At 60.1% G+C, this 22,953-nt stretch carries 21 protein-coding genes and 1 tRNA gene; 11 read left to right on the top strand and 11 right to left on the bottom strand.

The features are described from left to right. Positions 1 to 28 precede the first annotated feature (28 nt). Positions 29 to 1,522: an MDR family MFS transporter gene (locus ABLU50_RS23955; RefSeq protein WP_023319361.1), complete on the top strand. Its 1,494-nt coding sequence runs from the start codon at positions 29 to 31 to the stop codon at positions 1,520 to 1,522. On the opposite strand, the gene ABLU50_RS23950 is transcribed toward ABLU50_RS23955, so the two are convergent. Further along, the gene (locus ABLU50_RS23950; protein ID WP_087832317.1) at positions 1,519 to 2,433 is read right to left on the bottom strand and encodes a LysR substrate-binding domain-containing protein; all 915 of its coding nucleotides are present in this window, start codon (positions 2,431 to 2,433) and stop codon (positions 1,519 to 1,521) included. The two genes, ABLU50_RS23955 and ABLU50_RS23950, sit on opposite strands and share 4 nt — an antisense overlap. Before the next feature lie 95 nt (positions 2,434 to 2,528). Here ABLU50_RS23950 and ABLU50_RS23945 point away from each other — a divergent pair, with 95 nt between their 5' ends. Both ABLU50_RS23945 and ABLU50_RS23940 read left to right on the top strand, forming a co-directional pair. Next, positions 2,529 to 3,161: a pyridoxamine 5'-phosphate oxidase family protein gene (locus ABLU50_RS23945; RefSeq protein ID WP_087832318.1), complete on the top strand. Its 633-nt coding sequence runs from the start codon at positions 2,529 to 2,531 to the stop codon at positions 3,159 to 3,161. After that, entirely contained in the window at positions 3,158 to 3,628 is a 471-nt protein-coding gene (locus tag ABLU50_RS23940; RefSeq protein ID WP_032456743.1) for a nuclear transport factor 2 family protein, read from the top strand. The genes ABLU50_RS23945 and ABLU50_RS23940 overlap by 4 nt, the downstream gene beginning before the upstream one ends. 20 nt (positions 3,629 to 3,648) lie before the next feature. Here the strand turns inward: ABLU50_RS23940 and ABLU50_RS23935 are convergent, their stop codons facing one another. Continuing rightward, the gene (locus ABLU50_RS23935; RefSeq protein WP_087832319.1) at positions 3,649 to 4,185 is read right to left on the bottom strand and encodes a peroxidase-related enzyme; all 537 of its coding nucleotides are present in this window, start codon (positions 4,183 to 4,185) and stop codon (positions 3,649 to 3,651) included. Between the two features lie 118 nt (positions 4,186 to 4,303). Here ABLU50_RS23935 and ABLU50_RS23930 point away from each other — a divergent pair, with 118 nt between their 5' ends. The 3 genes from ABLU50_RS23930 to ABLU50_RS23920 all read left to right on the top strand — a co-directional run bounded on the left by ABLU50_RS23930 (position 4,304) and on the right by ABLU50_RS23920 (position 7,024). Further along, on the top strand, positions 4,304 to 5,209 hold the full coding sequence (locus tag ABLU50_RS23930; RefSeq protein ID WP_017900756.1) for an AraC family transcriptional regulator: 906 nt from the start codon (positions 4,304 to 4,306) through the stop codon (positions 5,207 to 5,209). Positions 5,210 to 5,335: 126 nt separating this feature from the next. Then, positions 5,336 to 6,145: a lipoprotein NlpA gene (nlpA, locus tag ABLU50_RS23925; protein ID WP_017900755.1), complete on the top strand. Its 810-nt coding sequence runs from the start codon at positions 5,336 to 5,338 to the stop codon at positions 6,143 to 6,145. A gap of 24 nt (positions 6,146 to 6,169) precedes the next feature. Continuing rightward, on the top strand, positions 6,170 to 7,024 hold the full coding sequence (locus ABLU50_RS23920) for a DMT family transporter (protein WP_004205109.1): 855 nt from the start codon (positions 6,170 to 6,172) through the stop codon (positions 7,022 to 7,024). Here the strand turns inward: ABLU50_RS23920 and ABLU50_RS23915 are convergent. Further along, on the bottom strand, positions 7,014 to 7,574 hold the full coding sequence (locus ABLU50_RS23915; RefSeq protein WP_004205107.1) for an NUDIX hydrolase: 561 nt from the start codon (positions 7,572 to 7,574) through the stop codon (positions 7,014 to 7,016). The two genes, ABLU50_RS23920 and ABLU50_RS23915, sit on opposite strands and share 11 nt — an antisense overlap. Before the next feature lie 166 nt (positions 7,575 to 7,740). Between ABLU50_RS23915 and ABLU50_RS23910 the strand changes: the two genes are divergently transcribed. Beyond that, positions 7,741 to 8,520 carry an MBL fold metallo-hydrolase gene (locus ABLU50_RS23910; RefSeq protein WP_087832320.1) on the top strand — a complete coding sequence of 260 codons (780 nt, stop codon included), beginning with the start codon at positions 7,741 to 7,743 and terminating at the stop codon, positions 8,518 to 8,520. Between the two features lie 21 nt (positions 8,521 to 8,541). Then, positions 8,542 to 9,495: a helix-turn-helix domain-containing protein gene (locus ABLU50_RS23905; protein WP_069135558.1), complete on the top strand. Its 954-nt coding sequence runs from the start codon at positions 8,542 to 8,544 to the stop codon at positions 9,493 to 9,495. Here ABLU50_RS23905 and ABLU50_RS23900 read toward each other — a convergent pair. The 5 genes from ABLU50_RS23900 to ABLU50_RS23880 all read right to left on the bottom strand — a co-directional run bounded on the left by ABLU50_RS23900 (position 9,492) and on the right by ABLU50_RS23880 (position 12,835). Beyond that, positions 9,492 to 10,541 (bottom strand): NAD(P)-dependent alcohol dehydrogenase, encoded by a 1,050-nt coding sequence (locus ABLU50_RS23900; protein WP_087832321.1) that lies wholly within the window; start codon positions 10,539 to 10,541, stop codon positions 9,492 to 9,494. The genes ABLU50_RS23905 and ABLU50_RS23900 overlap by 4 nt on opposite strands. Positions 10,542 to 10,695: 154 nt before the next feature. Then, entirely contained in the window at positions 10,696 to 10,986 is a 291-nt protein-coding gene (locus ABLU50_RS23895; RefSeq protein ID WP_004205103.1) for a putative quinol monooxygenase, read from the bottom strand. Position 10,987: 1 nt separating this feature from the next. Beyond that, on the bottom strand, positions 10,988 to 11,995 hold the full coding sequence (locus ABLU50_RS23890; protein WP_004205102.1) for a zinc-binding alcohol dehydrogenase family protein: 1,008 nt from the start codon (positions 11,993 to 11,995) through the stop codon (positions 10,988 to 10,990). A 112-nt stretch (positions 11,996 to 12,107) separates the two neighbouring features. Further along, the gene (locus ABLU50_RS23885; protein ID WP_004205101.1) at positions 12,108 to 12,575 is read right to left on the bottom strand and encodes a DUF3237 domain-containing protein; all 468 of its coding nucleotides are present in this window, start codon (positions 12,573 to 12,575) and stop codon (positions 12,108 to 12,110) included. A 165-nt stretch (positions 12,576 to 12,740) separates the two neighbouring features. After that, positions 12,741 to 12,835, bottom strand: a tRNA-Sec gene (locus tag ABLU50_RS23880). Positions 12,836 to 13,127: 292 nt separating this feature from the next. Here ABLU50_RS23880 and ABLU50_RS23875 point away from each other — a divergent pair. The 3 genes from ABLU50_RS23875 to ABLU50_RS23865 all read left to right on the top strand — a co-directional run bounded on the left by ABLU50_RS23875 (position 13,128) and on the right by ABLU50_RS23865 (position 17,734). Continuing rightward, a complete protein-coding gene (locus ABLU50_RS23875) occupies positions 13,128 to 14,522 on the top strand; it encodes a glycoside-pentoside-hexuronide family transporter (protein WP_087832322.1) in 1,395 nt (464 codons plus the stop codon). 12 nt (positions 14,523 to 14,534) lie between these two features. After that, positions 14,535 to 16,853, top strand: a complete 2,319-nt coding sequence (gene yicI / locus ABLU50_RS23870) for an alpha-xylosidase (RefSeq protein ID WP_032456738.1) — start codon at positions 14,535 to 14,537, stop codon at positions 16,851 to 16,853. Positions 16,854 to 17,011: 158 nt separating this feature from the next. Continuing rightward, positions 17,012 to 17,734: an SIS domain-containing protein gene (locus tag ABLU50_RS23865; protein ID WP_087832323.1), complete on the top strand. Its 723-nt coding sequence runs from the start codon at positions 17,012 to 17,014 to the stop codon at positions 17,732 to 17,734. Between the two features lie 187 nt (positions 17,735 to 17,921). Here the strand turns inward: ABLU50_RS23865 and ABLU50_RS23860 are convergent, their stop codons facing one another. From ABLU50_RS23860 to ABLU50_RS23850, 3 genes are all read right to left on the bottom strand, one after another. Then, complete coding sequence (locus ABLU50_RS23860; RefSeq protein ID WP_087832324.1) at positions 17,922 to 19,301, bottom strand: glycoside hydrolase; 1,380 nt, start codon at positions 19,299 to 19,301, stop codon at positions 17,922 to 17,924. 12 nt (positions 19,302 to 19,313) lie between these two features. Continuing rightward, positions 19,314 to 20,873: a PTS transporter subunit EIIC gene (locus ABLU50_RS23855; protein ID WP_004205095.1), complete on the bottom strand. Its 1,560-nt coding sequence runs from the start codon at positions 20,871 to 20,873 to the stop codon at positions 19,314 to 19,316. 251 nt (positions 20,874 to 21,124) lie between these two features. Next, positions 21,125 to 22,840: an AsmA family protein gene (locus tag ABLU50_RS23850; protein ID WP_004205094.1), complete on the bottom strand. Its 1,716-nt coding sequence runs from the start codon at positions 22,838 to 22,840 to the stop codon at positions 21,125 to 21,127. Positions 22,841 to 22,953: the final 113 nt, after the last annotated feature.

Raw genomic sequence — 22,953 nt, 5'->3', positions numbered from 1 at the left:
ATTTAATTAATTTCAAGCGAGCGTTGTGATGACTACTCAAGTCGCAAACCCACCGGTGCAGTCGATACGCCTGCTGTTCAGCGCATTGCTACTGGTGATGCTGCTCTCCGCGCTGGATCAGACCATTGTCTCCACCGCGCTGCCGACGATTGTCGGCGAACTGGGGGGGCTGGACAAGCTTTCCTGGGTGGTCACCGCCTATATCCTCAGCTCCACCATCGCGGTGCCGCTGTACGGTAAATTCGGCGATCTGTTCGGTCGCAAAATCGTGCTGCAGGTGGCGATTGGGCTGTTTCTCGTCGGCTCCGCCCTCTGCGGGCTGGCGCAAAACATGACCCAGCTGGTGCTGATGCGCGGCCTGCAGGGGCTCGGCGGCGGCGGCCTGATGGTGATCAGCATGGCGGCGGTGGCCGACGTCATCCCGCCCGCCAACCGCGGCCGCTATCAGGGGCTGTTCGGTGGCGTTTTTGGCCTGGCGACGGTGATCGGCCCGCTGATCGGCGGCTTTCTGGTGCAACACGCCTCCTGGCGCTGGATCTTCTACATCAATCTGCCGCTGGGCCTCTTCGCGCTGCTGGTGATCGGCGCGGTATTCCACAGCAGCAATAAACGCAGCCAGCATCAGATTGACTGGCTGGGAGCGATTTACCTCAGCATGGCGTTGCTGTGTATCATCCTGTTTACCTCGGAAGGGGGCAGCGTCCATGCCTGGAATGACCCGCAGCTGTGGTGCATTCTGGCCTTCGGCATCGTGGGTGTCATCGGCTTTATCTACGAAGAGCGGATGGCCGCCGAGCCGATTATTCCGCTGTCGCTGTTCCGCAACCGCAGCTTCCTGCTGTGCAGCCTGATCGGCTTCGTCATCGGCATGTCGCTGTTCGGGTCGGTCACCTTCCTGCCGCTCTATCTGCAGGTGGTGAAGGAGGCGACTCCCACCGAGGCCGGGCTGCAGCTGATCCCCCTGATGGGCGGCCTGCTGCTGACCTCGGTTATCAGTGGGCGGATTATCAGCCGGACCGGTAAATATCGCCTGTTTCCGATCCTCGGCACCCTGCTTGGCGTGACCGGCATGGTGCTGCTGACCCGGATCACCATTCACTCGCCGCTGTGGCAGCTGTACCTGTTTACCGGCGTGCTGGGGGCGGGTCTGGGGCTGGTGATGCAGGTGCTGGTCCTGGCGGTGCAGAATGCGATGCCGGCGAAGCTGTACGGCGTGGCCACTTCTGGCGTGACCCTGTTCCGCTCGATCGGCGGCTCCATCGGCGTGGCGCTGTTTGGCGCGGTGTTCACACACGTACTGCAGAGCAACCTGCAAAAGCTGTTGCCGGAAGGCGCGGTACTGCCGCCGGGAATGAATCCGGTGGCGGTGCAGCACCTGCCCGCGGATATCCGCCTCGACTATCTCGACGCCTTCGGCGCGGCGATCCACGCGGCGTTCCTGATGGCGGCCGGCATTATGGCGGTGGCGTTTGTCCTCTCCTGGCTGTTAAAGGAGGCGCCGCTGAAGACCGCGACGCACTAAGCGGCCCCGGCGATGCGCAGCAGCGCCTGACGCAGCGCCGGCGCGGCAAAATCGATAAATTTGCGCAGCTTAAGCGGCACCAGGTCCCGCGCGGTATACAGCAAATGGACCGGCGCCGGTTCCGGCTCGACGCGTTCCAGCAGCAGACGGAGCTCACCCTGTCGCAGGCCGTCCAGCGCCTGATAGTGCAGTAAGCGAGCTACGCCCACCCCCAGCCGCGCGGCATCAGCAGCGCTCTCCGGCGTGGTGACCGATAGCGCCGGCGGCAGATTAATTAGCTGGTCCTCGCGCTCAGCGGCGCGAAAGCGCCAGCCGCGATAGGGCATCGGCGATTCAATACGGATGATCGGCAGCGCCGCCAGATCGCGCGGCCGCTGCGGCTCGCCGTATTTCGCCAGCAGCGCCGGATGGGCGCAGGCCACAATGCGCATCCTGCCGAGGCGGGTGGCCACCATGCTGCTGTCCGCCAGGTCGCCAATCCGCACCGCCAGATCGATATGGTCGCCCACCAGGTCGGCGTTACGATCGCTGAGCAGCAAACGGACGCGAATTTGCGGGTAACGGGCGATAAATTCAGCGATCACCGGGAGAACGTGCTGGCGTCCAAACATCGTCGGCGCAGAGATCACCAGCTCGCCTTTCGGCTCCTGATACTCGCCCGTCGCCTGGCGTTCGGCGTTTTCCACCTCCTCGAGGATCCGCCGCGCGGCGGCGACATAATCGACCCCGGCGTCGGTGAGCGTCAGTTTGCGGGTGGTCCGCGCCAGCAGGCGCACCCCCAGCGTGTTCTCCAGCTCGCCGATATGGCGGCTGACGGTGGTCAACGGCATATTCAGCGCCCGCGCCGCCGCCGACATACTCCCCAGCTCGGTCACTTTCACCAGCAGCGCCATCGCGCTTAATCGATCCATTATTCTCCCGGTTTCTGGAAAGATGATTGCCACTAAACCAGTATTATCATTTTTCGCAGTACAGTCCATGATGGCGCCAGACAACAGGAGGCGCTATGGCAGCAACCTTTCTCGATATCGCCATCACCCCGGACGTGATGGATGTGCAGCATGAAATGGGCAGCGACCAGCTGTGGCAAACGCCGCATAGCCGCCGCCAGGCCGACCGCTTCGGCGACAGCGAAGCGGGGATGATCGCCACCCGCGACAGCTTTTATCTGGCGACGGTGTCGCAGAGCGGCTGGCCCTACATTCAGCACCGCGGCGGCCCGCCGGGGTTTCTGCATCTGCTGGATGACACCACCCTGGCGATGGCCGATTTCGGCGGTAACCGCCAGTACATCACTACCGGCAATCTGCGCGGCAGCGACCGGGCCTGCCTGTTTTTGATGGATTATCCGCGCCGTGCCAGGCTGAAAATCTACGCCACCGTCGAGGTCCTGGCGGCAGTGGACCACCCGCAGCTGCTGGCGCAGGTGGCGCCGGCCAACTATCGCGCCCGCATCGAGCGCCTGTTTCTCTTTCATCTGCAGGCGTTTGACTGGAACTGCCCGCAGCACATTACGCCGCGCTACAGCGCGCAGCAGGTGGCGGAGTACAGCCAGAACCTGCAGCAACGTATTCATGACCTGGAGCAGGAGAATCAGCGCCTGCAGCAGCAATTAGTTCGCAGAGGAGAGTCAGCATGACCGAACAACGTCCCCCGTTACCGCCGTTTACCCGCGACAGCGCTATCCAGAAGGTTCGCGCCGCGGAAGATGGCTGGAACAGCCGCGATGCCGAAAAGGTCGCTCTGGCCTACACCGTGGACAGCGAATGGCGCAACCGCAGCGAGTTTGTTCACGGCAGGAGGGAAATTGTCGAATTCCTGCAGCGGAAATGGCGCAAAGAGCAGCAATATCGGCTGATTAAGGAGCTGTGGGCATGGCAGGAAAATCGTATCGCCGTGCGCTTCGCCTACGAGTGGTGCGACGACAGCGGCAACTGGTTTCGCTCGTACGGCAATGAAAACTGGGAGTTTGATCAGCATGGACTGATGCAGACGCGCTACGCCTGCATCAACGATCTGCCGATCGCTGAAAGCGAGCGCCTGTTCCACTGGCCCCAGGGGCGTCGCCCGGACGATCATCCGGGGCTCAGCGATCTGGGGCTGTAAAACCGGCGCTGCGCGACGGATTAATCGGCTTTCGGGAAGTCGACCACCGTGTCGTTAACCCGGTTCACCATGTTGGTGAACAGGATCGCGCTGATGGCGCTGATAATCTCAATCACCTGCTGGTCACTAAACCCGGCGTTGCGTAGCGCGGCGACGTCGGCTTCCGGCAGCGTACCGGTGGTGGTGACCAGAGTCTGCGCAAATTTCACCAGCGCATCAAGCTGTGTCTCTTCCGCATACGCCCCGCGGCGCAGGGCATGGATTTGCTCGCTGCTGAAGCCGGCTTTTTTCGCCATCAGGGTGTGCGCGGCCAGGCAATAGTCACAGCCGGTGGCTTCGCTGACTGACAGATTAATCGCCTCCAGCTGTTGGGCGCTGAGGCTGCCTTTATGGAGCATCGCATTGTGCGCCAGCGCCTGCTGCAACGCCGCCGGCGAGTGGCCGCCGATGGTCAGGTAGGCGTTTGGCACTTTGCCCATCGCTTTTTTGATCCCGGCGAAAATATCGGCGGCTTTGCCAATGGCGTCTTGTTCACGGATATCAGCTAAACGGCTCATGGTTAACTCCTGTTGTTATCGAGGGTGTGTGTTGGCATTGGGGTCATCTTAGGCCGTTGCCGCATGCTAGACTGGCGGTCTTCGTCTCACCTTTTTGTCTTATCGTCTCAGGAGAAGCATGGACAGTCTCAGTCATCTGCTGGCGCTGCTGGCGCCGCGCTGCGAAGTGAACCTGCACTGTCGCTTCGGCGGCCGCTGGCAGGCCGGGCACCAGCAAATGCGCAGCGGCGTGGTGCCGTGGCACGTGGTGCTGCGCGGTGAGGGGCGGCTTAACGTCGGCGGCCAGACTCATCACCTGCGCGCGGGAGATGTGGTCCTCCTGCCGCACGGTTCGCCGCATCTGATGGAAAGCCTGGTGGAGTGGGGCCAGGTGCTGCCGGTAGCGCACCGGTTTAACGGCACGGTGACGGAAATGCGCGCCGGCCCGGCGGAGGGGGCGCTGGAGATGCTGTGCGGCGAATTTTATTTTGGTCCGCACGTTAGCTGGCTGTTCACTGAGGCATCGACGCTGATCCATCTCCATACCGATACGCGCGAAGACTGCCCGGAGCTGCAGCCGTTGCTTAACATACTGGTCCGCGAAAGCCTGGCGCAGCGTCCCGGCGGCAGCGCTATCGTGCGCAGCCTCGGCGATACGCTGCTGGTGCTGCTGCTGCGCATGCTGCTTGGCGAGCAGCAGCCGCCCGGCGGGCTGCTGCGTCTGATGAGCGATGAACGCCTGATGCCGGCGGTGCTGGCGGTGATGGCGACCCCGGAGCAGCCGTGGACGCTGGAAACCATGGCCGCCCGCGCCTTTCTGTCGCGGGCCACCTTTGCCCGTCATTTTGCCCGCGTTTATCACCTGACGCCGCAGGCGTGGCTGTCGCAGCTGCGAATGGCGCTGGCCGCCCGGCTGCTGCGCCTCGAGCGTCAGACCAACCTCGAGGTGATTGCCGAACGCTGCGGCTTTCAGTCGCTGGCGTCCTTCTCGAAGCGTTTCAAAATGCGCTATGGCGTGACGCCGGGCGAGTGGCGACGGGGCTAGTGCTTCGCTCTGGGGAAGATGATTTTATTTCCGGTTGCGTGGTTTGCTGTTTATTACCCCACCCGAAAGTCGCTATAGTTTTGCACGAAAAAAACAATGACAGTCAGGACGGACAGGGTGAAGAGGATGAGATTACGTTTACGTGCCGCCGCCGCGGTAATGCTGGCGGGTCTGGCGCTGGTCGGCTGCGACCAAAAGAGTAATGAAGCGAAGCACATTAAGGTCGGCGTGATTAATGGCGCTGAACAGGATGTGGCGGAAGTGGCGAAGAAGGTGGCCAAAGAGAAGTATGGTCTGGAGGTAGAGCTGGTGGGGTTCAGCGGCTCGCTGTTGCCTAACGAATCGACCAACGCCGGGGATCTGGACGCCAACGTCTTCCAGCATCGGCCTTTCCTTGAGCAGGACAACAAAGCGCATAACTACCATCTGGTGGCGGTCGGCAATACCTTCGTCTTCCCGATGGCCGGCTATTCGCGCAAGATCAAGTCAGTCGCCGAACTGAAAGACGGCGCGACGATCGCCATCCCCAACGACCCGACCAATCTCGGGCGGGCGCTGCTGCTGTTGCAAAAAGAGAAGCTGATTACCCTCAAAGCCGGCACCGGCCTGCTGCCGACGGCGGTGGATATCACCGACAACCCGCATCACCTGAGAATTATGGAGCTGGAAGGGGCGCAGCTGCCGCGCGTACTCGACGATCCTAAAGTCGACGTGGCCATCATCAGCACCACCTACCTGCAGCAAACCGGGCTGTCGCCGGTTCGCGATGGCATCTTTATCGAAGATAAAAACTCGCCCTACGTGAACATCATCGTGACCCGTGAAGACAATAAAGACGCGGAAAACGTGAAGGAGTTTATGCAGTCGTACCAGTCGCCGGAGGTGGCGAAGGCGGCAGAGACTATCTTCAACGGCGGCGCGGTGCCGGGCTGGTAAGCCAACACACAGGGAGAGGCGCGTATGGTACGCCAACGGCAGGCTGACCTGCTGCTGATTGCCGCGACGGTGATTGCCGCCTGCGGCTGGATTTTTTCCCGCGAGGCGATCGCCGGCATGCCGGTATTCGCGTTCCTTGGGCTGCGCTTCTTCTTCGCCGCGCTGCTGCTGCTGCCATTCTGCCGCGGGTTTCGCCCGCAAAAGCAGCACTGGCCAAAGCTCATCATCAGCGGGCTGTGGTTTGCGCTCAACCTCTGCCTGTGGATCTACTCGGTCTCCACGACGGCGTCGCTCGGCGAAGGGGCGTTTATTATGAGCCTGTCGATGATGTTCGTCCCGCTGACCGCGTGGGTGATGATGAAGGTGCGCCCGCCGCGGGCCTGGTGGGAGTGCCTGCCGATCGCGGTGGTGGGCCTGGGGCTGCTCAGTCTGCATATGCCGATAGCCTTCCACCCCAGCCAGGGCTGGTTTTTGTTGACGGCGCTGGTGCAGTCGATCTGGTTCTGTTACACCAGCCGCTGCGCGCGTGAAGTGCCGCTGATCCCCCTGACCACCGTGCAGCTGGCGATCACTGGTATCGTCGGGTTGACCATCTCCGCTGCCGTTGAACGCTGGGACCAGCCGATGACCCTACCGACCTTCGGCTGGCTGGTGGCCAGCATTGTCATCGCCACCAGCCTGCGCTTCGGTCTGCAGATGAAGGGGCAAAAGTACGCGGCGGTGGCCAGCGCGGCGATCATTATGGTGCTCGAACCGCTGCTGACGGTCATTGCCGCCGCGCTGTGGTACGGCGAACAGCTGCCGCTGCAGAAAATTATCGGCGGTGTGCTGATCCTCGTGGCCCAGCTGTGGTTCCGCTGGCGAATGCTTAAGCCGTAGCCTGCCCGGTGCGCGGCTGCGCCATCAATTGCAGCAGCGGCACCAGCGACAGCCCGTCCGGCATTTCGCCGCGGGCGATCAGCTGGTTTATCTCCTCAAAGGTAAACCAGCCGGTTTCCATTACCTCATCCTGATCCGCATCCATCCCCACCCAGCGTAAACCGGTGGCCAGCCAGGTGATAAATAGCTGATCGCTGCTGCCGTAGGAGGGGTTGAAGCGAATGATCTCCTCGACGCGTTGCGCCTGCCAGCCGGTCTCTTCCCGCAGCTCGCGCAGCGCGGCCGCCGCTGGATCTTCCCCTTCGTCAACGCCGCCTGACGGAATGGCCCACACTACCTTGTCGATCAGGTAGCGGTAGTGGCGAATCAGCAGCACTTTGCCCTCCTGGATAGCCACAACCCCCACCGCCGGGCGGGGATAGTGAATGGCGTAAAAGTCGCGGCGCTCGCCGGGGGCGATATCAATACCCACCTTGCGCATGCTGAACCACGGCGTTTCGGCGATGACCTGCGGGTCGTGCATATCGGCGGCGGTCAGTTTTTTCTTCATCCTGCCACTCCTGTCAAAAATGGAGCCTTCAGAACAACATAGCCGGAGACGGATAGCAATCGCCGCAGGTTGGCCCGATTTCATCGATCCTTGCCCAAATGCCCCTATTGCGCCAGGCTGGTACTCAGTACGATGTTCGTCAAATTACCCCCTGAGGAACGCCGACATGAACATCACCCATATCCGTAACGCGACCCAGATTATTGACTACGCCGGGAAAAAGTTTCTGATCGATCCGATGCTGGCGGACAAAGGCGCCTGGCCGGGTTTTCCGGGCACCGCGCGCAGCGAGCTGCGCAACCCGCTGGTGGCCTTGCCTTTTTCCCGCGATAACATTATCGACGTTGACGCAGTGATCGTCACCCATACCCATGACGATCACTGGGACGAGGCGGCGATCGCCGCGATCCCGAAAACCCTGCCGGTATTCGTCCAGCACGAGGCCGACGGTGCGCTGCTGCGCAGCCAGGGGTTCCAGGATATCCGCCTGCTGACGGCAGACAGCGAATTTGCCGGCGTGCGCCTGCTGAAAACCACCTCCGGCCAGCACGGCAGCGATCGCACCTACGCGGTGCCGGCGATGGCCGAACGCCTGGGCGAGGCCTGCGGCGTGCTGTTTCGCCATCCGCAGGAGAAGACGCTGTGGCTGGTGGGGGATACCATCTGGCGTGATGAAATTGCGGCCGACCTGCTGAAGCTGCGTCCGGACGTGGTGGTCCTCAACGCCGGCTACGCCCACGTCATCGGCTTTGGCCCGATTATCATGGGCAAAGAGGATCTCCTGAACGTACACTTCACCCTGCCGGAAGCGAAAATCATGGCTATCCACCTGGAGGCGGTCAACCACTGCCTGGTGAGTCGGGAAGAGATGCGCCATTATGCGCTGGATAATCAGATTGCCGAGGTAGTGTGTATCCCGCAGGATGGGGAAACCGTGGTTTATTAACGTGCGCAAGGGGAAGGAACGATGAAGCTCACCGATGTGGCGATTGTTGCCGTAGAGGGCTTTAGCCCGTTTCATTACGCCGTTCCCTGCATGCTGTTTGGCGATTCGGTCTCTGAAAACAAACGCTTTAATCTGCACATTTGCGCCGAGCGACCTGGGCTGCTGCGCGCCCGCGACGGCTTCGCGCTGTACGCCAGCGGCGATTACGCCGTACTGGAACAGGCGGATATCGTGGTGGTGCCTTACTGGGGCGAGGTCGACCGGCGCCCGCCGCAGGCGCTGCTTGATAGCCTGGTGCGGGCCCGGAATAACGGCGCGGAAATCGTCGGTCTGTGCCTGGGCGCGTTCGTCCTTGGCTACGCCGGACTGCTGGACGGGAAACGCGCGGCGACCCACTGGGAGTTTGAGCAGGATTTTCAGCACCGGTTTCCGCAGGTGCGGCTGGATATCAACGCCCTGTACGTCGACGATCAGCGGATCATTACTTCAGCGGGCACCGCGGCGGCGCTCGACTGTTGCCTCTACATTATCCGCCAGCGTTACGGCAGCCTCGCGGCCAACCAGATCGCCCGGCGGCTGATTGTTTCGCCGCACCGCGAGGGCGGCCAGGCGCAGTTCATCGCTCAGCCGGTGCCGAAAAATACCCGCGATGCGCGAATCAACTGCCTGCTGGATTATCTGCAGCAGCATATTGCCGAGCCGCATAATCTCGATTCGCTGGCCCGGGTGGTGGCGATGAGCCGCCGCAGCCTGACCCGCCACTTCGCACGGGCGACCGGGATGAGCATCACCGACTGGCTGACCGCCGAACGCCTGCGCCGCAGCCAGAGCCTGCTTGAGGCGGGGGATCTGCCGGTCGAGCAGGTGGCGGAGGCGGTGGGTTATCTCTCTGCCGTCACCTGGCGTCAGCAGTTTAAGGCGCGCTTTGGCGTCAGTCCGACCGAATGGCGGCGTACCTTTCGCCGCGGCGCTTAGCCGCCTAGGGTCGCGCTGTCGATCACGAAGCGGTATTTCACGTCACCCTTGACCATTCTTTCCCAGGCTTCGTTGATCTCATCGCCGCGGATCAGTTCGATATCGGCGACGATGCCGTGTTCAGCGCAGAAGTCGAGCATCTCCTGGGTTTCCGCGATCCCGCCAATCATCGACCCGGCAATTGACCGGCGGCGGATGATCAGATTGAACACTTCCGGCGACGGATGCGGTGTGGACGGCGCGCCTACCAGCGTCATGGTGCCATCGCGCTTCAGCAGCGTGGTGAAGGCATCGAGATTATGCGGCGCCGCCACGGTGTTGAGGATGAAATCGAAGCTTTTGACGTGGGCCGCCATTTCCTCTTCGTTACGCGACACCACCACTTCATCAGCGCCTAGCGCTCTGGCCGCATTACGCTTGGATTCAGAGGTGGTAAAGGCCACCACGTGGGCCCCCATGGCGTGGGCCAACTTGATTCCCATATGTCCAAGGCCGCCAATGCCAACCACGCCGACTTTTTTACCCGGCCCGGCGTGCCAGTGGCGCAGCGGCGAGTAGGTTGTGATCCCGGCGCACAGCAGCGGCGCGACGGCGGCCAGCTGCGCTTCGGGATGGGTTATCCGCAGCACGTAGTGTTCTTTGACCACGATCTGCTGTGAATAGCCGCCCAGGGTGTGGCCCGGCGCGTCCTGGGTCGGTCCGTTGTAGGTCAGCACCATATGGTCGCAGTAGTTCTCCAGCCCTTCAGCGCACTCCTCGCACTGTTGACAGCTATCGACCATGCAGCCGACGCCCACCAGATCGCCGACGGCGTAGCGCGAGACGGCCTCGCCGACCGCGGTGACCCGGCCCACAATTTCATGCCCCGGCACGCAGGGGTAGAGCGTTCCGGCCCATTCCGATCGCGCCTGGTGGAGATCGGAGTGGCAGACGCCGCAGTAGGCGATGGCGATCTGCACATCCTGCGGCCCCGGTTCGCGGCGGGTGATGGCCATTGATTCCAGCGGTTGGCTGGCGGAGTAGGTACCTATAGCGTTGATCAGCATAGCGAAACCTCTTGATTATATCGGTGTTAAAACGGGCGGACGGAGGTGAGCGTTTTTTGCGCGGTAAGGATAAGCGTAGCCTGGAGCGCCCGGGATGCGAGACGGGTAGCTCAAAGCGTTAAAACCGCTCCTCACCGGGTGAGGAGCAGAGTTTTCAGGGGGCGACTGGCGTCAGATAGTCCAGGCGCAGTGGCTCGGCGAGCAGGGAATCCATCTCGCCAATAAAGGCCTGAAAGTAGGGTTGGTCGATATGCTCATCCAGCGCCTGCTGGTCACGCCAGGACTCCCGCATGTAGAAGGTATCCGGCGCGTCGCGCAGCTGGAACAGCGCGTAGTCAAGATTGCCCGGCTCTTGTCTCGTCGGCAGGAGCAGACCCTGCAGGACCTTGCGCAGCGCGTCCGTTTGGCCTGGTTTCGCCTTGAGCACGGCGAGAAGGGTTATCATCTTAAAATCCCTCCAGCACAATCTTGCCCACTGCGCGTCCGGTTTCCAGCTGGCGATGCGCTTTCTGCAGATTGTCGGCGGTGATAGCGCCGTAGTGTTCGCCGAGTGTGGTTTTGATCGTGTGGTTGTCGATCAAGGCCGCCACGCGGGTTAGCAGCTGATGCTGGGCGATCATGTCATCCGTCTCAAACATTGAGCGGGTGAACATAAATTCCCAGTGCAGGGACAGGCTTTTGGCTTTCAGCGGCACCACGTCCAGGGTCTCCGGGTCATCAATCAGCGCCAGCTTGCCCTGCGGGGCGAGGGCGTCGATCAGCGCGTTGAAGTGCTGGTCGGTGTTGGTCAGGCTGGCGACATGGGTCACCGCGTTGATGCCGATGCGCGCCAGCTCGTCGGAGAGCGGCTTGCTGTGATCGATAACATGGTGCGCGCCCGCCTCGCGGACCCAGCGTTGGCTCTCCGGACGCGAGGCGGTGCCGATCACCGTCATGGCGGTCAGTTTGCTGGCCAGCTGGGTCAGGATCGACCCCACGCCGCCCGCCGCGCCGACGATCAGCAGCGTGTCGCCCGCGTTGCCGCCTTCCGTGACGCCAAGACGGTGAAACAGCAGCTCCCAGGCGGTGATAGCCGTCAGCGGCAGCGCGGCGGCGGAGGCGTTATCGAGGGTGCGCGGTTTGTGGGCCACCAGGCGCTCATCTACCAGCTGATATTCACTGTTGCTGCCGGCCCGGCCCAGGGCGCCGGCGTACCAGACCTCATCGCCTGGTGCGAACAGCGTCACTTCCTCACCGACGGACTGCACCACGCCAACGGCGTCCCAGCCCAGCACCCGCGGCGTGTCGCCCTGGAAGCCGGCGCGCACTTTGGTGTCCACCGGATTGACCGAGACCGCCTTCACGGCAACCAGCAGATCACGCCCGTGGGCGGAAGGGACCGGCAGGTCGATCTCGGTTAAAAAAGGGATATTGTCGCCGTCAGCGGCGGCTTGAGTAATGGCGATAGCTTTCATAACTGCTCCGGTCTGTGAATCGGGTGAATAAAGCGATGACGCGATAGTAGACCGGCGCCGGGAGGGGAAAAACGGGTTAACGGCAATAACAGTTATATGCAGAAAGTGAAAATCAGCCCACCTGATAGAAATCGAGCATCACCCCATCCTGAGTACGTCCGCCCGCGCAGATAAACAGCGAGGTGGTTAGCCAGCTGAGCGCGGGGGTATCCACCTCGAAGGTGGGGACGGTGCGAAAATAGATTTCTTCCGGCGGAATAGTGCTAAAAAAGCGCATATCGTCGGCGAACAGCTGGTCATGATAGCGGGCCGGCACCCGGCGAATACCGTTGTTTTCCACGTACACCGTCCCTTCCTCCACCTGCAGGGCATAGCGGGCGGATAGCCTGCACGTGCCGTCGGGCTCGATAATCTGGCTGTCGACGCCGCCGGGTAGCACGTGGCCGCGAAGTTGACCCGAAACGCTGCCGCCGAGAATCGGGATCAGCTGACGCTTGCCGGTTTGCGGACTGCGGGAAACGATTATCGGTTTATCAACCTGGATGGTAATGGAAAAACAGTGTCTCAGTTCGGGGGTCATCATGGCTCTCCTGTTTCGGTTGGCAACGGCACGCGGCCTTTGCACCAGTGTAACGGGTTCGCAGGAGACAAAATAACGCAGAGTTTGGATGAAAATGATTGACTGGGATGATGGGTTTTGCGGCTCAGTTTGGTATGGCGTGGCGGTGGAGGAGCAGAGGCAAACTGGCGGAAGATCACAGGAGTTGAACCTGCCCGGGACCGCTGGCGGCCCCAACTGGATTTGAAGTCCAGCCACCTCACCGGAGATGACGATCTTCCGCGCCTCGATTGCTACATGGAGGCGGGGCGCATTATAGCTACTTTCAGCCGTTTACCACATACCTGAACGCACTTTTTTACTGTTAAAACTGGACTTTGCAGAACAGTCTGAAACAAATCCGTTCAAAATCCATGGGTTACACTTTTTCATACGCTTTCAGGCTACCGCGATCACAGAAAACAAGAAACGTAATCTGATAACGAGATATCGCAATTCATCTTCCTGCGGCAAAGGTTTACAAGAAATGTAACCGGTACCAATCCATGGCGCCGCTAAGGGAATTGTGCCCATATGAAAGATCATATTTTGTCCGTCAAAGAGAAAATTGGCTACGGCATGGGTGACGCCGCCAGCCACATCATTTTTGATAACGTTATGTTGTATATGATGTTTTTCTACACCGATATCTTCGGCATCCCCGCTGGTTTTGTCGGCACCATGTTCCTGCTGGCGCGCGCGCTGGATGCGATCTCCGACCCGTGCATGGGCCTGCTGGCCGACCGTACCCGCAGCCGCTGGGGTAAATTTCGCCCGTGGATCCTCTTCGGCGCCATTCCGTTCGGCCTCGTCTGCGTACTGGCCTACAGCTCGCCGGACTTAAGCCACCACGGCAAGCTGATTTACGCTGCGGTAACCTACACGCTGCTGACCCTGCTCTATACCGTGGTGAATATCCCTTACTGCGCGCTCGGCGGCGTGATCACCGACAACCCGACACAGCGCATCTCACTCCAGTCCTGGCGCTTTGTGCTGGCGACGGCAGGCGGCATGCTTTCCACCGTGCTGATGATGCCGCTGGTCAACGTTATCGGCGGCGAAGACAAAGCGCTTGGCTTCCAGGGGGGCATCGCGGTGCTGTCGGCGATCGCCTTCCTGATGCTGGCCTTCTGCTTTTTTACCACCAAAGAGCGTGTTGAAGCGCCGCCGAGCAGCACCTCGATGCGCGAAGATTTGCGCGATATCTGGCGCAATGACCAGTGGCGAGTGGTTGGCGTGCTCACCATTCTCAATATCCTCGCGGTCTGCGTTCGCGGCGGCGCGATGATGTACTACACCACCTGGATCATGGGCTCGGCGGCGCTGTTCACCGTCTTCCTCACCACCTACTGCGTCGGCAACCTGATTGGCTCGGCGCTGGCGAAACCGCTGACCGACTGGAAATGCAAAGTCAGCGTCTTCTGGTGGACCAACGCCATCCTGGCGGTGCTCAGCGTGGCGATGTTTTTCGTACCGATGAATGCCGAAATCACCATGTTCGTCTTTATCTTCGCCATTGGCGTACTGCACCAGCTGGTGACGCCAATCCAGTGGGTGATGATGTCCGACACCGTCGACTACGGCGAATGGTGCAACGGCAAACGCCTGACCGGCATCAGCTTTGCCGGCACCCTGTTTGTGCTCAAGCTGGGTCTGGCGCTGGGCGGCGCGCTCATCGGCTGGATGCTGGCCGGCGGCGGTTACGACGCCGCAGCCAAAACTCAGAACGGCGCCACCCTCACCATTATTATCGCCTTGTTCACCCTCGTTCCGGCGGTGTGTTACCTGCTGAGCGCGGCGATCGCCAAACGCTTCTACACGCTGAAAACGCCGTTCCTGAAAAAAATGATGGCCGAGCTGGCCGAGGGCGCGCGTCGTAATGAACAAGATTTCGCAACAGCCCCGATCGACAAAGAATGGCAAAACTAAGAGGACGTTTTAATGAAAATCAGTGATGGAAACTGGCTCATTCAACCAGGGCTCACCCTGATCCAACCCGTACAGGTTTATGAGGTGGAGCAGCAGGGGAATGAAATGGTGGTCTATGCCGCGCCGCGCGATGTCCGCGAACGCGCCTGGCAGCTGGATACGCCGTTATTCACCCTGCGCTTTTTCTCCCCGCTGGAAGGGGTGATCGGGGTGCGTATGGAGCACTTCCAGGGCGCGCTGGATAACGGTCCGCACTACCCGCTGAACGTGCAGAACGACGTCAATGTCACCATAGAGGATACGGCCGAATTCGCCGAGCTGAAAAGCGGTAGCCTTAGCGTGCGCGTCACTAAAGGCGAATTCTGGGCGCTGGATTTTCTGCGCGACGGCGTGCGTATCACCGGTAGTCAGCTGAAAAACAACGGCTACGTGCAGGATAGTCAGACCCAGCGCAATTATCTGTTTGAGCGCCTCGACCTCGGTGTCGGCGAAACCGTCTACGGTCTCGGCGAGCGCTTTACCGCCCTGGTGCGCAACGGCCAGACGGTAGAAACCTGGAACGAAGACGGCGGCACCAGCACCGAGCAATCCTATAAAAACATTCCGTTCTACCTGACCAACCGCGGCTACGGCGTGCTGGTCAATCACCCGCAGCGCGTCTCCTTCGAGGTGGGCTCGGAGAAGGTCTCGAAAGTCCAGTTTAGCGTGGAAGGCGAATACCTTGAGTACTTCGTGATCGACGGCCCGACGCCGAAAGCGGTGCTCAACCGCTATACGCAGCTCACCGGTCGCCCGGCGCTGCCGCCGGCATGGTCGTTTGGTCTGTGGCTGACCACCTCGTTCACCACCAACTATGACGAAGCGACGGTGAACCGCTTTATCGACGGCATGGCCGAGCGCCAGCTGCCGCTGCACGTCTTCCATTTCGACTGTTTCTGGATGAAGGCCTTCCAGTGGTGCGATTTCGAATGGGATCCTCTGACTTTCCCGGACCCGGAAGGGATGATCAAGCGCCTGAAGGCGAAAGGGCTGAAGATCTGCGTGTGGATCAATCCGTATATCGGCCAGCGCTCGCCGGTGTTCAAGGAGCTGAGAGAGAAGGGCTATCTGCTGAAGCGCCCGGACGGTTCGCTGTGGCAGTGGGATAAGTGGCAGCCTGGGCTGGCGATATATGACTTTACCAACCCGGAAGCCTGTCAGTGGTACGCCGACAAACTCAAAGGCCTGGTGGCGATGGGCGTCGACTGCTTCAAGACCGACTTCGGCGAACGCATCCCGACCGATGTGCAGTGGTTTGATGGTTCTGACCCGCAGAAAATGCACAACCATTACGCCTTCATCTATAACGAACTGGTGTGGAACGTGCTGAAAGAGACCGTCGGCGAGAAAGAAGCGGTGCTGTTCGCTCGCTCCGCCTCGGTGGGCGCACAGCAGTTCCCGGTGCACTGGGGCGGCGACTGCTACGCCAATTACGAATCGATGGCGGAAAGCCTGCGCGGCGGGTTGTCGATCGGCATGTCTGGCTTCGGTTTCTGGAGCCACGATATCGGCGGTTTCGAGAATACCGCCCCGGCCCACGTCTACAAGCGCTGGTGCGCCTTCGGCCTGCTTTCCAGCCACAGCCGCCTGCACGGCAGTAAATCCTATCGTGTGCCATGGGCCTACGACGAAGAGTCCTGCGACGTGGTGCGCCACTTCACGCAGCTGAAATGCCGCATGATGCCCTATCTCTATCGTCAGGCGGCATTGGCCAATGAGTACGGCACCCCGATGCTGCGCGCGATGATGCTCGAGTTCCCGGACGATCCGACCTGCGACTATCTCGACCGCCAGTATATGCTGGGTGATTCAGTGCTGGTCGCGCCGGTGTTCTCCGAAGCGGGCGATGTGCAGTTTTATCTGCCGGAAGGGCGCTGGACGCATCTGTGGCATAACGATGAATTGCCGGGTAGCCGCTGGCATAAGCAGAATCATAATGCGCTGAGTCTGCCGGTCTACATTCGCGACAATACTCTGCTGGCGCTGGGCAACAATGACCAGAAACCCGATTATGCCTGGCATGAAGGCACCGCCTTCCAGCTGTTCCACCTCGAAGAGGGGCGCGAGGCGCGCTGTCAGGTTCCGGCGGCGGACGGTTCCACGATCTTCACCCTGAAGGCGAAGCGCCAGGGCAACACCATCGCCGTGAGCGGCGAAGGCGAAGCCCGCGGCTGGACGCTGTGCCTGCGCAATATCCAGCAGATAGCCGGCGTTCAGGGCGGCACGCAGACCGGCAGCGAATGGGGTGTGGTGGTGAGCGCCCAGGGCAATACGCTGACGATTACGTTGTAAAAGACTGCGTTAACGGCAGAGACCCTCTTCGCCTGGCGGAGAGGGTTTTTTATTCCATTTTTGTACAAAAAGTAATATTCATTTCAGTCTGGTGACTCAGGCCGCAGACGCCGTTGCTGAACGGTGATAGCGTATTCTGCCGCTGAGAGGAGCCCGCCATGGACGTAGAAAATATCTTTCGTGACGTGAAGCTAAGCAAAACGGAAATGACCGTGCTGCGCTTTATCCAGAACGACCCGGAGCAGTGTATCCGCCAGGGGGTCCGCGCCGTGGCGGAGCAGTGCTACAGTAATCCCTCCTCGCTGGTACGGCTGGCGAAAAAGCTTAAGTTCAGCGGCTGGCTGGAGCTGGTCTATTTCATCAAGTTCAATATCACCATGCCGAAGCTCGATGTCACCAACGATATCGACTATATGAGCATTCAGCCGGCGGAGGCGCTGACGCCACTGCTGGCAAGCCTCGCGCAGCAGCGCGTCCTGATCCACGGCAGCGGCTTTTCGCAGCTGATCGCCCAGTATATTTATAACAAGTTTCTCGTCACTGGGATGAATGCCAGCCTGGCGCTGTGGCCGGATTACGAAATTCTTGAACAGAAAAACGCCGCTCGCTTCGACTCCATCTGGATCATTTCGAAATCCGGGCGCAGCAGCTCAGCGCTTAACTGGGTGAAGGCCCTGGAGGGGAAGGAGATCAACCTGGTCTGCTTTACCGGTGATTATCAGAGCCCGCTGGCGCAGGCTGCAGATACGGCGTTTATTATTCACGACCCGCAGAAGTTTGACGATGATATTTACTGGAGCAACCCGTTTTTCGGCTACTGCATCTTAGGCTTTGAGCGGCTACTGAAGATGTGGTTTACCCGCGTACGTAACAATAGCTAGCCCCGCTAAGCGCGGTGCGAGCGGGGGAGTTCCCGGATGGCGGATGGCGCCTTATCCGGGCTACCGGGTGATGCAGCTATTTGTCGGGTGGCGGCTTACGCTTGACCCGACCTACATAAAATCATAACCGCTCCGTTCGTAGCCCCGCTAAGCGTAGCGCAAGCGGGGGAATCCCATCGGCAGCAGGTTACCGCCAGGCGGCGAACTGCTCATCGTCGAGGTAGGCCTCGACCAGGGTTTTCGCCAGCGAATAGGAACCGATCAGCGGGTGCGCCATCAGCGCCCGCACCGCCAGCGACTTATCCTGCTGCAGGATCGCCGCAACCGCCAGCCGCTCATACTCTTTCACGCAGGAAATCATATTTTTCTGCGCCGTCGGCACCTTCACCGGCGTTACCGGCTTGAGACCCTCCCGGCTCAGGTCGCAGCTGATCTCAATCACGTCGTCAGGGCGCAAAAAGTCGAGCGTGCCATTATTCTGGATCGACACCACGATCCGCTTGGTGGTGGTGCTGTTCACCGCTTCCAGAATATCCAGCGCCACCCCGGCATAGCCGCCGGTGTCCGGCTCTTCGATAAACTGCCGCAGCGTCAGCGGCTCGCGGGTATGAAATTTCTCCTGCCGGGATTCGTTCTGCATATAGCTATTTTCCCGGCGAAGGTAGTGCTGCATCCAGATATTGAAGGCGGCTTCCGGCTGCGTTCTGGCATCCACGGTGCGCAGCGCCTGGCGCATCTCCTGATTGATACGGGCGATCTGCTCCCCGCGCGTTTCGCCTGCCCCCTGAATCGCCTTCAGCGCCTCGTCGCGATAGTAATAATAATAGAGATATTCGTTGAGTAACTGGTTATCGCACAGCCGCACCAGTTCGGGTGAGAAATACTGCATCGCGGTCTTCTGGTACAGCGCCGGGCTGGCGATCAGCCGCTCGGTCACCGCTTCCCCGCGCACGGTGAAGTGGGTAAACCAGGAGAAATGGTTCAGCCCATAGCATTCCACGCTCAGGTCGCGCTCCTCACAGCCGAGGATCGCCGGCAGCTCACGAATCAGCTCGGAGGGGGCATCGCAGATCCCGTAGACCCGACGCTTAAAGCCGGACTTGACGATCGCTTCCGTCACCAGGCCTGAGGGGTTGGTAAAGTTAAACAGAATGGCGTCTTCGGAGGCATGCGCTTCGATCAGCCGGCAATAGTCGAGGATCGCCGGGATCGAACGCATGGCCATCGCGAAGCCGCCGGCGCCGGTGGTCTCCTGGCCGAGGGTGTTATGTTGCAGCGCAATGCGCTCGTCGCGAATACGGCTTTCATCACCACCGACCCGCAGGGTGGTAATAATATAATTGGCGTTTTGTAGCGCCGCGACCGGATCGGTAGTGGTCGTGAAATGAATATCCGGGCGAATGGTCGTAAATACATAGCGGGCAATTTCACCGAATATCGCCAGATTATCTGCAGAGTTATCGAGAAAAACCACCTCCGTTAAACCAATGCGGTGAGCATTATATGCCAGAGATTTCGCTAAAAATGCAGAGCGAACGCCGCCCCCGCCTAATACGGTTAATTTCATACAAACTCCTCATTAATTTTCTGCTAACCAGTTATCAACCCGGGAACGTACCTGTCCCACTTTTACGCCATAAATAACCTGAACCTCATTGCGATTGCGCACTACGCCGTTGGCGCCGGTATTTTTTAATTGCGCGTCATCAACCCGCGCCATATCGCGCACGGCCACGCGCAGGCGGGTAAAACAATTATCGACGGAGAGAATATTCTCCTTGCCCCCGAGACCACGGATAATGTCATCGGTGACCGACTGCGGCTGCGCGACTTTCTGGCGATACTCCGCTTTGCTGTAGAGCTTCACGTTCTCGTCATCTTCCCGGCCCGGCGTTTTCAGATTCAGCTTCACCACCAGAGTGCGGAAAATCACGTAGTAGACGGCGAACTGGCCGATACCGATAAGGACATATCCCGGCCAGCGCGTTAAGGAGACCGGTAGCGGCAGGTTATAGATCAGAAATTCGATCAGGCCCGAGGCTCCCCAGGGGCGTACGGTGAAGAGGTCGCAAATGGCCTGCGAGGCGGCGGTTAACGTCGCATGGATCACCCACAGCAGCGGCGAGACAAACAAGAAGGTGAACTCAATCGGCTCGGTGATGCCAGTCAGCATCGAGGTGATAATTGCCGGCAGCAGAATCGCCTTGGCCATCACTTTTTTCTCCGGCTTCGCGGTGTGGTAGAACGCCAGCGAGGCGCCGGCCAGGCCGAAGATGGTGGTCATCCCTTGCTGTGAGAAGCGTAGGGCCTCATTCATCACCGGGGTCAGATCCGGATGGCGCATATAGGCGAGAAAAATGGCCTGGGTACCGGAGACCACCTGGCCGTCCACGTTCAGGGTGCCGCCAATCTGGGTGAGCTGGAAGGGTGACCAGACAAAATGGTGCAGGCCGGTCGGGATAAGAAATTTTTCAAAGAAACCATAGACGAAGACCCCGGCGACCCCAGCATTTTTCATAAAGCCGGTGAGGGCGGAGATGCCGTGGGTCATAAACGGCCAAATCCAGGTAAAGGCGATGGCGTAGAAGATAACCACCGGCGTCATCGCCACCAGCGTCAGCTTGGCGCCGCCGTACATCGACAGCGCGCCGGGCAGCTCAATAGTAGAAACTTTATTGTGCACCCACGCGATAGTGCAGCCGAGAATAATGCCAAGGAAAACGCCCATATCCACCACTACAAAGCCCAGCAGTTGGGTTTGCCCGGTGCCATAATATTCACCGTTAATTTTTTCGGCGAGTCCGTGGGTGTGTTCCAGCCAGGAGTGGTTGGCGCCAAGAAACATAATGAAGCACATCACCGCAACCAGCGCGACTTCGGTTTTTTTATCTTTTGCCAGGCCATAGCTAATACCGACGCAAAATAATAAGCCGAGGTTGCCAAATAGAGGCCAAAAGGTGTCGCCGAGCATCTGCCCAAGCTGGTGCAGGAAACTGGTTTCAGCAATTAATGTCGGATTAGTTAATACTGAACTGAGGGCCAGAATTAAGCCAATGACCGGCAAGAACAATACGGCGCCGATCATGGCCCGGGAGAATTTTTGCATATTCTCCAGAATACGCTGACGTATTTCAGGCATGATTGATCCTTTTATATTTTTGTAGGTACAGGGAGCGGTTTGTTTTTATTGACTTCCAGTATTTTGGTTATAGCAACTCTGATATTTGAAAGGAACCAGTAGCGGTAAATAGGCACAGATAGCCGCTTATTGCACACAGGTTTCAGAATGCTTGCAGACCCCCTCCCTGAAAGGGAAAGGGCGTAGCCAGAGCGGAGTGTTTGCAGAGAAGCGTTCCCTCTCCCCGTGGGGGAGAGGGTGATGGGGCATCGCTAGGGCGTGACGGGAGTGGGCGCTGGCGCGGCGGGGGCGGTATTGACCTCGCCGTTGCGCATGGTTTGCGCCACCTGCTGTTTCTCCATATTCACGGCGCTAAGCTGTGCGTTGACCGTCGGCTTGAGCGGGGCATCGGCCTGCACGCTGCCGCTGGCGGTCAACTGGAGATTGCCATCCCCGCTAATGGGGAGCGAAGGCCAGCCCCAGGCCTGCAGAATATTCAGCGGCACGCCGCGGCCGTTCAGGCTCAGATTGACCTGGCGCTGCGGCAGCTGGGATACGGCGGCGGTGGCCTGCAGAATGCCGCGCTCGGTGAAGGCGCTGAGCTCAGTGATATTGACCGTCGACGCCGTGGCGCTCAGCTTGAGTGAAGGGCGACGCACGTCAATTCGGTTAAAGGTCGCCGCCGCGGCGTTCAGCGTCGCGCTACCGTTCCACACCCCCCAGCTGCCGTTTTTCACCAGCTGAAGCTCGCCGCCATAGCCATCGAGAGCGGTAATTTGCCATGGGAAGGCTGGGTCCACATCGATGATCAGGTTGCGGCTAGCGCTGAATTTTTTCAGCGTCAGGCTTTGCAGCCAGGCCGGCAGCGGGGCCATCCACAGTGGCTTCCAGTTCGCCGGCAGCGTGTACTCCAGCCCGGCGAAGGCGGTGTCGTCAAGCACCAGCGCGTTACCGGCGCGCAGCCAGTTGCCGGAGGTGCGCACCATGCCGCCCTCCCAGCGCGAGGAGAACTGGCGCAGGGCAATACCCTGGGGTGAAAATTCGGCATTCAGGATCGGGTCGAAAAAGTGCAGCGAGCCGTAGATAAATTCGCTGGCATTCATCGACAGCGTGCCGTCCTGGCTCTGCCAGCCGCCGTGACTGAGCGTCAGGTTGCGCAGGCTCAGGTCGAGGTCGGTTACCGCCCAGTCCGGCCCCTGCAGGCGCGCGTCGGTGATATCCAGGCGGCCAATCTGCAGAGAGGGGACCGTGGTTAACGGTGCGAAAAAGTCGGCCAGCGAGGCGGCGCTCTGCAGCCTGATCTCATTGAGCTGAAGGTTATCCACCAGCCAGCTGCCGTCGGCGCTGCGTTTCGCATTGCCGGTTAAGGTGCCGCGGGCGACATCGGCGCCGAGGGTGGAGAGGGTGACCTCGCCCTGATCAATCTTGCCCTGAATCAGAACATTGCTGGCTTCGACGCCATTGAGCGTCATCGAGCCCGCGCTCATCTGGATCTGCGCCGTTTTCCCCAGCACATTGCCTGCCTCCGGCGCCCATGGGCTGACGCCGCCAGTGACGCGCTGCGCGCTGAGCGCCCAGCCGGTTTCCGGACTATTGAAGGCCATATTGCGCAACATTAGCCGGTCTGCAGCGAACGGCAGGTCGGCAGAGTGGGGTGACAGATTCAGGGTGCCGTCGTTAAGGACAATCTCATCCGCATGCAGCGGGTCGCTAAACTGGCGGGTGCTGAAGCCAATATCGACCGTTTTCGCCACCAGGGTTGCCGGCTTGCCTTCCCGGCCAAAGGTGACGTTTTGCAACTGCACATGAAGAGGGGAGGAGAAATCGTGGTCCATCGCATCGAAGGAGACCTGCCAGCCGGTGCCATTGCTGAGCCAGGCGCTGGCCTGGCGGGCGCCCCAGTGGGTTTGCAGCAGGAACCACGCGCCAACGATGACGAGCAGCAGAGCGACTAGCAGCCAGAGAATCAGCTTTCCAAGAAATTTCATGGTCTTCCATTCTGTGAGATGCACATAACCGTGTTATGCCCGATTTATGCGCACTTCTCAAGGCAGGCGTGGTTTATTTCCGTGACGGGGCAGGCGGTGGAGGGCAGCGCCAG

This window comes from Klebsiella sp. GG_Kp173 (genome assembly GCF_040062415.1).
GTDB classification, from domain to species: domain Bacteria; phylum Pseudomonadota; class Gammaproteobacteria; order Enterobacterales; family Enterobacteriaceae; genus Klebsiella; species Klebsiella quasipneumoniae.
This window is presented reverse-complemented; position numbering and strand designations above follow the sequence as displayed.